This is a genomic window from Halovenus rubra, from assembly GCF_026586665.1.
In the GTDB taxonomy this organism is placed as follows: domain Archaea; phylum Halobacteriota; class Halobacteria; order Halobacteriales; family Haloarculaceae; genus Halovenus; species Halovenus rubra.
Map to the genome: position 1 here is coordinate 92,237 of NZ_JAODIY010000008.1, position 12,740 is coordinate 104,976.

Below are 12,740 nucleotides of genomic sequence, written 5' to 3' on the forward strand. Positions count from 1 at the left end.
GTCTGTATTCCTGGTTCCTGAAAGCTGGGAAACATACGGGCTAACCTTCATATTACTTGGTCATCAAAATATAGATATGAACTGCAGAGTTGTCGTCGAAGCGGCTGTCCCCGTATACGACGTTGGATCCTCAGACGAAGCGGTCCGAATTGCCATCTCGAAGACAGGCAAGATGCTGAATCCGGACCTCAATTACGTCGAAATAAACATGGGCGAGCGGACTTCCCCTTCAGGTGAGGAGTTGCCACCCGCGTTTATTGCAGCTGATGAAGCCCTCGTTGCACTCGAGTTGGAGATGACAGTGTTCAACGTCGAACGCGAAGAACACGCATCTCGAATTGCCCGCAAAGAGATTGGGCAACTTCTCAAAGATATCCCGCTCGACGTGCTCGAAATCGAAGTACTCGAAGATGACGAAGATGACGAAGATGACGATGAAGACGATGAGACAGAGACAACCGATGAAAGTGAGGCCAGCGATGACGGAGGAGACGAGGACGACCACACCGAGGAGACAGACAGTGAGACGACTGTGACACCGGATACTGGCGATGCCGACGACGAAGTTCTCCCTGAGTTTGAGGAACTCATCGACGAATGACCGAAACTTAAAAGGCGCAATTCGCTGTCGAGGGCAAGACACGACTCATTCTCTGCAGACGCTCATCGACACGAAACAGCAGCTATCGACCGCAAAGACCGCAAACTGCTGTAGCGGTTGCTGGGACGGTATCAACTCACGACGACAGAGTTCGATAGAAATTAGTCGGCAGCGGCCGAAACAGGCTCGGTCTCTTCAGACGTCATTTCGGATGTGATATCTCGTGCAATAGCAAAAACAGCTTCTTTGTGGTCTGTTTTTGACTTGTGAATTGATGTTGGTTGCACACCGAGAGAAAGGTATTCGTCGTGATCGACGTCGTCTCCAGTTTTTTCTTCGTAATGATTCTGTACCTGGGCGAGGAGACCGTGAAGGTGGATAAGCTCCTGCTTTTTCATGGTCGTCTTACCATATAGACTGGAGGGTTATAATGGTACTCTGAGTACCGTTAACATACTTACCCAAAAAATGGCCCTTTCAGCCTCCATCCCGCCAGTGTGTCCCAAGAACTCCGGAACTGTTTCGAAAGCGCATCCTCTGCGAGATTGTATAATATTATATAGGTTTTTATGATTTCAGAGCATTTATTTTGTTGGGTTATGACTTTTAGTAATACAATTGAGTGTGCGTTATCCCTCGTACTCGTGGACGGCTTCGTAGACACGCTCAGTTCCCCACTTGATGGTCTCGACAGGGACGCGTTCGTCGCCGCTGTGAACGAGGTCGAGGAAGGGCAACTCATCGAGTTGCATCGGAATGAACCCGTAGCTCTGGACACCAACCTGAGCGAGGTGTCTCCCATCAGTCGCCCCCGCCATCAACAGTGGGATTGAGACACCGCCAGTTTCCGCTTCGAGTATCTCGCCGAACTCTTCGAACATCTCGAGGTCGGCAGCGGGTGGACCAGGATCGAAGCGGACGACTTCGAACTCTGGATCACTGTTCGTCAACCCACGCAGTTCCTGTATCACGTCTTCGGGCTTCTGTCCCGGGACGAGCCGACAGTCAAGGAATACCGTGACTTCCTCGGGAACGACGTTTTCTTTATCACCACCCTCGACAATAGTCGGATTGGCTGTATTGTGGAGGAGGGCATCGAACATCTTCGTCTCTACATCCATCGCGTCGAGTACATTGTCAGTTTGTTCGGGGTCTAACAACGCTTGGAACTGCTCGGCTTGCTCAGGTGGGACGGCGTCGGCAAGTGATTCGAACATTTCCTCGGCGGAAGATGTGATATGGACTGGGAGGCGCTCGCGGTCGACTGTCTCGACAAACGACGCCATCTGTCCCATGGCTGTCTTCTCGTGTGGGAACGAAGCATGACCGCTGTTGCCACGGAAGGTTGCTTCTAGCCAACAGACCTGCTTCTCGTTAACCTGGATAGGGTACGTGTCGACGCCGGCGAGGTCGAGATTGAAGCCGCCAAACTCGCCGATTGCGTGGTCGATATCGGTGAATAGTTCAGGATGTTCGTCGACGAGGTAGCCGAGGCCGTCGTCGCCACCGGCTTCCTCGTCGGAGACAGCGAGCAAGTGAACGTCGCCTGGCGGCTGTTCATCCTCGGCAGCGAGCCTGAGAAACGTCGCAAGAAACATTGCAACACCGGATTTCATATCGAGCGTTCCGCGGCCCCATACGTGGCTATCTTCGATGATGCCCTCGAAGGGATCGTGTGTCCAGTCTTGACCGGCTACGGGGACGACATCCACATGTCCATAAAGCAAGAGTGGCGACCCATCGCCACCAGAAACCGTTGCCGTCAGGTTCGGCCTTTCAGGGTCACGGGCGTAGGTCGCATAATCGATACCGTATGCTTCGAGCAACTCCCCAATCCAGTCAATACAGGCTTTCTCGTTGCCCGGTGGATTGACTGTCTCGAACCGAATCAAGTCTTGGAGCAACTCGACCGGTCGCTCGTGTGCGTCAGTCGAGACGAGCGGGTCACGTGGCCCGACTGCCTTCGCGTCATTCTCTGACATGGGAGTACGTCGCAGCCGGGAGGCTATAAATCACACTCACTGTAGACGTGTCGTTCCGAAACCGACAAACCACCGACAAGCAAACGAAAGGCAATGAGCGTATTGGAGCGGTACGAACCGCTCGTAGACGATATGGCGGCGTTACGGGCGGCCTGTGAGCGACCGTTGCCGCCTGTGGTCCGGGTGAACAGTATCAAGACAACGACTGAGCGGGCACAGCAGGCGCTCGCCGATGAGGGTATCGAATACGAGCAGGCGGAGTGGCATCCCGGCCTATTTCGGCTGCCTAACGACCAGCCGGGGACGAACTGGCCGTACGTCAACGGCTGGCTCCACGGACAAGAGGAGGTGTCGGCGCTTCCGGCGCGCGTGCTCGACCCACAGCCTGGCGAGCGTATCTGGGATGCGTGTGCGGCCCCGGGAAGCAAGACGACACAGTTGGCTGCGCTGATGGATGATACCGGACTTGTCGTCGCGACGGACAACAATCTTGGCCGGATCTCCGCGCTCCGTTCGAACACGGAACGCCTCGGCGTGACGAACGTTGCGGTCACACGCGAAGACGCCAGAAACCACTCGCTCAAGCCCTTTGGCTCGGAATCGTACGACCATGCCCTTGCCGATGTTCCCTGTTCCTGTGAAGGGACGGTGCGCAAAAACCCCGACACGTTAGACGAGTGGACACTCGAACACGTACATGGTATCGCCGGGGTCCAACGGGCGATTCTTGGCCGCGCTATCGAGGTGACACGGCCCGGTGGCACCGTTGTCTACTCGACGTGTACGTTTGCGCCCGAAGAAAACGAAGCGGTACTTGACCACGCGCTTGCCGAGTACCCTTGTCGCATCGTTGACTTTGAATGTCCGCTCGAAGCCAGAGCCGGCATCACCGAGTGGCAAGACGAGAGTTTCGACGAGTCGGTCACCCGCGCAAAACGTATCTACCCCCACCACAATGACAGCGGCGGCTTCTTTTGTGCAAAACTGGAGGTGACCGAGTAATGGCCAACGAAAACGAGGGTGAGCGATTTGACCGACTCCCGGCAACTGAAGCCGAGCGCGTCGTTGAGGGGCGGCCAACCCGCCCGGCGGTAGTTGCGTGGTTCGAGGAACGGCTGGGTATCGACTCCGCGGTGTTCGAGCCGTATTCTTTTTGGGAGCGTGGCTCGGGGAAAATCTGGGCCTTCCGTGGCGAGGTCGAATCGCCGGTCGAAATTCAAGGCCTCGGCATGACTGCCCTGCGAACCCGCGGCGAACACTGGAAACCGACACTTGAAGCGGTCCAGCGCTTTGGTGCACACGCCACGAAGAACTGTGTTGAACTCACAGCGGAGCAAGCTCGACGCTTTTTCGCCGGCCAAGACCAGGAACTCGACTGGGAAGGCGACTGGGGGTATCTCATCGTTATGCACGAGATTGCCGGCGAGCAAGAGCCACTTGGGGTCGGTCTCTACACCTACGGCGAACTCAAGTCGATGGTCCCGAAGGGACGCCAGCGCGAGCTCTGAGTCCGGACTGTGGGCTCTCCGAGCCAGCATACTGCCTCGGTTACAACTGGACCGACATCGACTTCTTATTGGTCGAATTTCCTTGCTTGCGTTGCTTGCAGCGAGAACTCTCCCGATAAAAACGTGGGTGACCAATGCCGATGGCTCGCCACGCAGTTCCCCGTCGTCGATGGGCCGTCTCGCCTCGCTCAACGACTGCTTGCAGGCCGTACCACTCAATACAGAAGATGCATGTATTGCAGTGGCTGACTAGGTATCCGCTATCGGTCAGGAAACCAGTACAGGATGGAGAGAGTTAGTTCAACACCCCACTGGAACTGAGCAGGCTCATACTGGTGGCTGTAATTCTTTTACTCACTGGTCTTTGATCTGCTGGACTGCAGCAACTCTCTTCACGAATTTGCCGTTCAAATCTTCACGTACTTACAGCCACCAGTATCAGTCGTGTTACTCTGGAATTAGAGTTCGGACGTGACAACAGATATTCTCGCTCAGCGAGGATTATTTACGTATTGTAGTTGATTATATACCAGAGCAAGATGGTGTTCAGCCCACAACTGGTGGGGAGTGTTCAGATCCTTGCAGGGATGGTAGCCCTGATCCTCCTGAAACCAGCTGTCGATAACTTCGACAAACCCGGCAGTCGAGGGTACGCCGTCTTCACCGCTGGGGTTGGGTTGTGGATGTTCGGACTTGCGATTCCGAAGTTTACTATGGAGTATAGAGTTACCGTGAGTGGCTTTCATTTTCTAATACTTGGCACTGAACTTGCGGTAGCAGGATGGTTGTTGCTGGCGCTCTCTGTCACCGACTATGTGAATCATATCCGGCAGACGGCAATCGGACTCGGCGCTGGAATCTTTCTTTTGCAATTGCTACTCTGGACGAATCACGTCCACCAGTTTCTGTACACGCCAGGTTCCGGAGTCACTGCAGGGGTCGTTCATAACGTGGATACAGTGGTTATGAACACGTTTGGGTGGTGGTGGGTCCATACAACTGCGAGCTATCTGTGTGGGTTGACTGGTGAGGCACTCCTCATACGTGGGGCCATCCGCTCAACGGGAATCCGTCGTAAACAGTTCGCCTGGCTTTCATTCATCGCCGTTCCAATCCTCCCGGCAAGCATCGTGTCCACGTTTGGAATCTTCAATCTCCCGTACAATGTTTCATCGGTCGGGTTTTTACTCGCAGTCCCAATCCTGGCTGTGGTGCTGTTTCGAGCCCGGTTTCTGGATATTGTGCCGGTAGCCAGGCGGACAGTAATGGACGAGATGGATGCTGCGATAATCACACTCGACAGACACTCCCGCGTTGTCGATGCGAACGAGCGCGCTCGTAAATTGTTCGACAACGACCCGGGATATGTCGGCACGCCTGCAGACGAGTTCTTCGAGTCTGGGTTTGATGAAATGCTCGAACGGTTCAGCGACGAGGACGACGTCGAATCCGAGATAACGATCACAAACAACGGCCGGGAACGATATTTTGCTGTGTCCAGATCGCCAGTCGGTACCTCCCCAGAGCATGGAAGCATTATATTACTTCATGATATCACACCGCAAAAACGACGAGAACAGGAGCTTGAAGCGACGAAACAGTCCCTCGAACAGTCAAATGAGAAACTTAACAAGTTCGCCAGCACGGTGTCTCATGACCTCCGGAATCCTCTCAACGTCGCTCAGCTACGTCTCGACCTCGCACAGACGGAAGCTCAGAGTGAGAATGAGCACCTTGTCGCTGTAGAAGAGGCTCATGAACGGATGGAATCTTTGATTGGGGATCTCTTGGTGCTCGCGCGCCAGGGAGACGTAATTGAAGAAAAAGGCGCTGTTGACGTTACTACGCTCGCAGAGAACACTTGGCAGAACATATCAACAGCAGAGGCAACACTCGTAGTTGAGACTGCCCAGACGATTCGTGCTGACTCACCGCGCCTACAAGAACTGCTGGAGAACCTGTTTCGGAATGCGGTCGAGCATGGTGGTGAGGAGGTGGTTGTAACTCTAGGAGAGATGGCCGATGGCTTCTATGTTGCCGATGACGGCCCCGGAGTCTCGGTCGAGCACCGCGGTGACGTGTTTGATTCCGGATACTCAAGCGCCGATGATGGGACGGGATTCGGACTGAACATCGCCCAAGAAATTGCCGGCGCTCATGGGTGGGAGATCTGTCTCACCGATAGCAAGAGCGACGGAGCACGGTTTGAGATTACCGGGGTTGAAGTTATTGATTAATGTATCTGCAGGTGTCGTCGCCGGTTTCAGGATACGCTGGTTTACAACAGACGTGGCCTCTCTTTTCGACCCAGTCCAAATATTGTTTTTATGGGATGGTTTCCGCAGCGCTCAGTCGACACCGCTACTGAGCAGCTATTCCGTCACAATGCCAGCACAAACACATGCCGTGGCTGCCCTGCTGACTACCGCTCTCTGACTGTGCCACCGCTCAACCCCTCCCACTCGACTCCATAACCTAGATGCCCAAGGACCGCGCTTGTCTCCGAGCAACCATACTCCTCAAGCACGCCCTCGACGGCCGCGAGTGACAGACCAGGCGTTATCTCTTCGCTGATAGTGTCGAGTACGGCTGGCCTGAGGAGTGTCCCACCAACGCGCTCGTGGTCGGGGAAGGCCATGTCCTCAATAGCTTGTTTGCTCACCCCGTACTCATCCGAGAGCGCGGCTAGAGTTACCACGTCGGCCTCGGGGTGGAGTACATCGGGAAGTGTTTGGGCAGCATCGGCCTGTAGTTGCTCCTCGTAGCGTCGGAGCGCGTTCCGTACGTCCTTGATGCGGACGCTTCCTGAGTAGGGGATTGCGCGGTGGTCACGGTCCTCGATTTCTTCACCAACGCCGAGACTCTCGTCGACTGCGACGAGTAACTCAACGTCCATGACTTCCTCAAGACGAGTCAATTTCTTCTCGACGTAGTCGGGAGTCCAGAAACCCATAATCTCGAAGTAGACACGGAAATCACCGAAATCGTAGTCGAGCGCGAAGTCGGGGATAACGACGTGCTCGCCAGCCGCGACCGCATCAGGCTCGCGGACGAGTGTCCAGTCGAGATCCAGTGACTCGAAACGGCGGGCGAACTCTGCTTCGATGCCACTGTCGTAGGTGACCTCGGTCACCGGATCGACGCCCGGAACGGTCACGTCCCCGTCTGTGAGTACAAGATTGCGCTCGGTGCCTCGGTCGTCGACAGTCGCCTCCAGTCGCCACTCGGTGGTTTTGGCGACAGTCCTGAGCAGGCGGGCGAACCGCGTGCCGTACCGGCGGGTCTTTTTGAACAGTGCGTCTGGGCCGGTGACGACGATTTCCCGGTCGTTGTCCGCGACACTCCGGCGCTCGCTCTCAGGGAGGCGGCGGATTTCGTAGAGCAGTCGAAGACGCTTGAGCGCGGAGACGACGGTCTTCGGGTCGCTCGACCGGATTCGCACCTCGGTCGCGTCGAACAGCGCCGTCTGGGCGAGCGAGAGGTTGTACTGCTCGACGAGTTCGGCTGGCGACCACCGGGAGTCGACCTCGGCGAGAACCTCACGTGATTCGAGGTCGGCATACAGCGACCCCTCGACAGACTCGGGTGTCGCGTCGAGTTGCTGTGCCACCCGGTCGAGTGCCGCCATCCGCTCGGCCTCCGTAACGACACCGACAGCCTCGCTGGCGGCGAAGGCCGCCTCCCGCGCTCGTTCCGGGTCGATTGGAGATTGTACCTCCCAGGTCGCCTCGCGGTCGAGGAGTTTCGCAAACCCACGGACAAGTTTAAAATCGTCGCTCTCGCGTTCGATAGTAGAGAGTGTCTCCCGGAGCGTCTCCCGTTGCTCACCGACATGGCCCTGATAACAGCCGATGACGCGCGCGGCTATCTGTTCGTGGCTCTCGTCGGCAAACTGAGGCCGATAACCGCCGCCATGCCGGGAGACACGCAGGAGTTCTTTGGTCAGCATAGCAACGACTCCGGTCAGTAGGATAAAAAGCGATGTGGCACTACTGGACGAGCAGTGCCGGATACGTCGCGGTCGAAAACCCTAACACAGGCCCGGTTACGGAGGGCGCTGGTAAGAAGTGCCGGTGACGAAGTTGGAATGTCGTTCCCCAACGAAATGCATGTGTAGATGACTCGGGTCACTGCTGAAACCGTCTCACTGGGCGAGTTTACGTTCGAGTGTGGTGAGACAATTCCTGACCTCAAGGTTGCCTACGAGGCCTACGGAGAGTTCGAAGGGGCCACCACGCGGGGAAACTCTACGGAAGACCAGACAGAATCAGAAAGTAACGCTGTCCTCGTCTGTCACGCGCTCACCGGAAGCCAAAACGTCGCCGACATCGGTGACACCGACGCCGGTCAGACCGGGCAGGCGGCAGCCTGGTGGCACGATATCGTCGGTCCCAACAAGCCAATCGATACCGACCAGTATTATGTAGTCTGTGCGAACGTTCCAGGCTCGTGTTATGGCTCGTCGGGGCCAGCCAGCGAAGCGCCAACGGGACGAGCGGCCGACGACCACGGCCGCTGGGGACCTGCATTTCCACCGGTGACAGTCGGAGACTGGACGCGAGCACAGCGCCAACTTCTCGACTATCTCGGAGTTGATAAGTTGCACGCAGTCGTTGGTGGAAGTGTCGGCGGAATGAACGCCCTAGAGTGGAGTGCTCGCTATCCCGAGTCTGTGGACCGCGTTGGGGCAATCGCAACGGCACCGCGACTCGACACGCAGTGTCTAGGCATGGATGCAGTGGCCCGTCGAGCAATCCGATCTGATGCGAACTGGAACGGCGGCAACTACTACGACGAGCAGCCCCCGCGCGACGGGTTGGCGTTAGCGCGACAGCTTGGTCACATCATGTACCTCTCAAAGGAGTCGATGGACCGCAAGTTTGGTCGCCGCGAAGCAGATGGGCAGGGCGATGGTCACGAGTTTCCTGCGGACTCAGCACGCGAGCGGTTTGCCTACCGCGACGTGGAATCATACCTCGATTATCAGGCTGCCTCGTTTGTCAAGCGCTTCGACGCGAACGCCTACCTGTACCTGACCCGTGCGATGGACGATTACGACCTCGCTGCGGGCCGTGGTTCTGACGTTGAGGCCCTATCGGCGTTCGATGGCGAGGCCCTCATACTCTCGTTTACCGGGGATTGGCATTTCACTGTTGACCAGGCCGACCGCCTTGCAGCGGCTTTCCGGGAGAACGATACACCCGTGACCCACGAAACCGTCGAGTCTGACCACGGCCACGATGCGTTCCTCATCGAACCCGAGAATGTCGGCCCGCCACTTGCAGGCCTCCTCGGCAAAGACGGAGATGGCCAAGCAGGATGTGACTGCCACAGCGAGCGTGTCGATACAGAGGAGCTTACCTGCCCAACAGCAAAAACAAACGAGCGCCAGTAAACTACCCCACCCTACTCGCTCACCGCTAACGCGGTTCGCTTCTTGAGGAAGGGGACTTAGCGCCTGCGTTTAATTAAACACTACCAACTCGACGTATCGGCACCTTGTGCCAGTTGCCTTCGACTGCGGCAGTTCCTGACAGGGAAGCTGTACTTAGGTGGTGTCGGGTCGAAATGAATGTATGCCACAGCAAGAAGACACGTATGGCTTCGACACTCGGTCAGTTCATGCGGGAACCGACCCCGACCCTTCAACAGGTGCACGCGCACCGGCAATACACCAGACGACCTCTTTCGTGTTCGACGACCCCGACCACGCGGCGCGATTATTTGCACTCGAAGAAGAGGGGTTCATCTACTCACGGCTATTGAATCCGACGGTCAAGCAACTCGGCGACAGACTCGCCGACCTCGAAGGTGGTGTCGGTGCTGTCCCAACCAGTTCCGGCATGGCGGCGTTTGATCTCGTGAACTTTCTGCTGACATCGGCCGGTGACAATATCGTCTCTGCGAAAGCGCTCTACGGTGGCACGTATACTTACCTGACCCACACTGTTGAGCGGCGGGGCGTGACGACACGGTTTGTCGATACGCTCGATTACGAAGCCTACGAGGAGGCCATCGACGAGGACACCGCGTACGTCCACATCGAAACGCTCGGTAACCCGGCACTCACCACGCCGGACATCGAGCGCGTTGCCGACATCGCACACGAAAACGGCGTGCCACTGTTCGTCGACAACACCTTTGCGACGCCCGCACTCTGTCGGCCACTGGAACACGGCGCGGACATCATCTGGGAGTCAACGACAAAATGGATTCATGGAGCCGGCTCGACGGTGGGTGGTGTCGTCGTCGACGGTGGCTCATTCCCCTGGGAAGAACACGCCGAGAAATATCCCGAGCTCGCACAGGATAACCCCGCCTACCACGGCGTCAACTTCGCTGAGCGGTTCGGTGACGCCGCACTTACCTTCGCCGCAATCGGCCGTGGCACCCGAAGTCTAGGAAATGCACAGGCACCCTTCGACGCCTGGGTCACGCTGCAAAAGCTCGAATCGTTCCCGCTCCGGGTCGAACGCCACGCCGAGAACGCACTAACCGTCGCGGAGTATCTCGACGAACACCCTGACGTTGCGTGGGTATCTTATCCCGGCTTGTCCGACCACGAGACACATGAGGAGGCAAGCGAGTACCTCGACGGCGGGTACGGTGGCATGGTAACGTTCGGTCTCGGTGACTTCGAAACCGCAAAAGATGCCGTAGGTAACACCGAGCTTGCGTCGTTGCTCGCAAACGTCGGCGACGCCAAAACGCTCGTTATCCATCCCGCCTCAACGACCCATCAGCAACTCACTGAGGAAGAACAACTCGCTGCTGGCGTCAAACCAGATATGATTCGTCTCTCGGTTGGTATCGAGGACCCAGCAGATATCATCGCCGACCTTAGCCAGGCTATCGAGACTGCAAACTGAGTGTAGTCAGTCGTTGGTATCCCACATTACGCCGGGATTAGTCACAGCTCCGTTCGCAGCAGACCCAAAGTCACGGACGTACTTTGCCAGAACGCCGTGTTCGTAGGCTGGGTCAGGCGCGTCGCAGTCGGCCAGCCTTTCTTCGAGCTCCGCGTCGGTGAGGTCGACCGATAGCTTCCGGTTTGGAATGTCCACAGTCACGGTATCATCGTCTTCAACAGCAGCAATTGGACCGCCGACGTACGCTTCGGGGGCAACATGTCCAATCATCGGTCCGCGGGTTGCACCCGAGAAACGACCATCAGTAAGCAGCGCAACATCATCCTCGTGGCCCTGACCGACGACAGCAGCGGTGACGCCAAGCATCTCACGCATCCCCGGCCCGCCACATGGTCCCTCGTTGCGGATGACGATGACATCGCCGCTCTCAATGTGACCCTCCTGAACGTAGGCCATTGCCGCCTCCTCGCTCTCGAAGACGCGAGCCGGCCCTTCGTGGTGGAATGTCTCGTCTTCACCAGTCACTTTTAGCACACTTCCGTCAGGAGCAAGATTGCCCGAAAGAATCTTGATTGCTCCTTCGGCCTGTTTTGGCTCGTCAACGGTGTACAGCCACTCCTCGTCGATTTCCTCGTCTGTCGGAAGACGGCCCTCAGATTCGAGGTGAGCAATTTCCTCGGCAATCGTTCGGCCCGTGACCGTCAACGCGTCACCGTGAATCAGGTCAGCATCGAGTAGCCGCCGGAGAACGACCGGGACGCCACCGACTTCGTGGAGGTCGTTCATAACATGGACGCCGCCGGGTTGTAAGTCAGCAATCTTTGGTGTCTGACGGCTGATTTCGTCGAATCGCTCTATCGAGAGGTCGATTCCTGCCTCGGCACCAAGAGCAAGCAAGTGAAGAACCCCGTTGGTCGAGCCACCGACAGCAACCTGCAAGGCGATGGCGTTTTCAAACGATTCTCGTGAAAGGAAGTCGCTTGGGCGGCGCTGTTCCTGAATTACCTCGACGGCAAGTTCGCCAGACCGGCGGGCCACCTCATACCGCTTTTTGCCCTCGGCGGGTGGCGATGCGCTTCCGAGTGGGGCAAACCCGAGTGCCTCGCTAATCGAAGCCATCGTATTGGCGGTGAACATCCCGCCACAGGAGCCAGCGCCGGGACAAGCGTTGCGTTCCATCTCTTCGAGTTCGTCCTCGGACATCTCGCCCTGTGCGACCGCGCCAACTCCCTCGAAGACGTTTTGCACCGTAATCTCGCGGCCCTCGTGTTCGCCGGGCATAATAGAGCCACCGTAGAGAAACACTGAGGGGAGGTTCGTCCGAATCGCTGCCATCAGCATGCCGGGCAGGTTCTTGTCACAGCCGGCCACCGTCACCAACCCATCCAGACGCTCTCCGAATGCAACCAGTTCGACCGAGTCAGCGATTATCTCCCGAGAGATAAGCGAGGCACGCATTCCTTCGGTCCCCATCGAAATCGCATCAGAGATGGTGATGGTTCCGAACTCGATGGGCATCCCGCCAGCCTCGTCGGCACCGTCGTAGGCACTCTCGGCAACATCGTCAAGGTGGACGTTACACGGCGTGATATCCGCCGCCGGGTTAGCGATGCCGACCATCGGCGAAGAGAGGTCATCATCGTCGTAATCCATCGCGCGAAACATCGCCCGATGCGGGGCGCGCTCAGTCCCTTCGGTCACGTCGTTGCTCGGTAATTCCGGGTCTTTACTACGGTCGTCTTGATGTGTGGGTTGCTCACTCATTGGCTCCTCGTTGTCC

The 12,740-nt window shown here is 57.1% G+C and carries 10 protein-coding genes; 6 read left to right on the top strand and 4 right to left on the bottom strand.

Annotated features, from left to right (window positions below; genetic code table 11):
* Positions 1 to 76 precede the first annotated feature (76 nt).
* Positions 77 to 601: a DUF555 domain-containing protein gene (locus tag N5098_RS06650; protein ID WP_267636944.1), complete on the top strand. Its 525-nt coding sequence runs from the start codon at positions 77 to 79 to the stop codon at positions 599 to 601.
* A gap of 161 nt (positions 602 to 762) precedes the next feature.
* Here the strand turns inward: N5098_RS06650 and N5098_RS06655 are convergent, their stop codons facing one another.
* Together N5098_RS06655 and N5098_RS06660 are read right to left on the bottom strand one after the other, a co-directional pair.
* The gene (locus tag N5098_RS06655) at positions 763 to 999 is read right to left on the bottom strand and encodes a UPF0058 family protein (RefSeq protein ID WP_267636945.1); all 237 of its coding nucleotides are present in this window, start codon (positions 997 to 999) and stop codon (positions 763 to 765) included.
* Positions 1,000 to 1,230: 231 nt separating this feature from the next.
* Positions 1,231 to 2,583 (bottom strand): M20/M25/M40 family metallo-hydrolase, encoded by a 1,353-nt coding sequence (locus tag N5098_RS06660; RefSeq protein WP_267636946.1) that lies wholly within the window; start codon positions 2,581 to 2,583, stop codon positions 1,231 to 1,233.
* A gap of 93 nt (positions 2,584 to 2,676) precedes the next feature.
* Between N5098_RS06660 and N5098_RS06665 the strand changes: the two genes are divergently transcribed.
* From N5098_RS06665 to N5098_RS06675, 3 genes are all read left to right on the top strand, one after another.
* Entirely contained in the window at positions 2,677 to 3,585 is a 909-nt protein-coding gene (locus N5098_RS06665; protein WP_267636947.1) for an RsmB/NOP family class I SAM-dependent RNA methyltransferase, read from the top strand.
* Complete coding sequence (locus N5098_RS06670) at positions 3,585 to 4,091, top strand: DUF7122 family protein (RefSeq protein WP_267636948.1); 507 nt, start codon at positions 3,585 to 3,587, stop codon at positions 4,089 to 4,091. Before N5098_RS06665 ends, N5098_RS06670 begins: the two co-directional genes overlap by 1 nt.
* Positions 4,092 to 4,630: 539 nt before the next feature.
* Entirely contained in the window at positions 4,631 to 6,328 is a 1,698-nt protein-coding gene (locus tag N5098_RS06675; RefSeq protein ID WP_267636950.1) for a histidine kinase N-terminal 7TM domain-containing protein, read from the top strand.
* A gap of 185 nt (positions 6,329 to 6,513) precedes the next feature.
* On the opposite strand, the gene N5098_RS06680 is transcribed toward N5098_RS06675, so the two are convergent.
* Positions 6,514 to 8,040: a DUF790 family protein gene (locus N5098_RS06680; RefSeq protein ID WP_267636951.1), complete on the bottom strand. Its 1,527-nt coding sequence runs from the start codon at positions 8,038 to 8,040 to the stop codon at positions 6,514 to 6,516.
* Positions 8,041 to 8,208: 168 nt separating this feature from the next.
* On the opposite strand from N5098_RS06680, the gene metX reads away from it, so the two are divergent.
* Together metX and N5098_RS06690 are read left to right on the top strand one after the other, a co-directional pair.
* Positions 8,209 to 9,486, top strand: a complete 1,278-nt coding sequence (gene metX / locus N5098_RS06685) for a homoserine O-acetyltransferase MetX (RefSeq protein WP_267636952.1) — start codon at positions 8,209 to 8,211, stop codon at positions 9,484 to 9,486.
* A gap of 181 nt (positions 9,487 to 9,667) precedes the next feature.
* Positions 9,668 to 10,960: an O-acetylhomoserine aminocarboxypropyltransferase/cysteine synthase family protein gene (locus N5098_RS06690; RefSeq protein ID WP_267636954.1), complete on the top strand. Its 1,293-nt coding sequence runs from the start codon at positions 9,668 to 9,670 to the stop codon at positions 10,958 to 10,960.
* 6 nt (positions 10,961 to 10,966) lie between these two features.
* Here N5098_RS06690 and ilvD read toward each other — a convergent pair whose 3' ends face one another.
* Positions 10,967 to 12,724: a dihydroxy-acid dehydratase gene (gene ilvD / locus N5098_RS06695; RefSeq protein WP_267636955.1), complete on the bottom strand. Its 1,758-nt coding sequence runs from the start codon at positions 12,722 to 12,724 to the stop codon at positions 10,967 to 10,969.
* Positions 12,725 to 12,740: the final 16 nt, after the last annotated feature.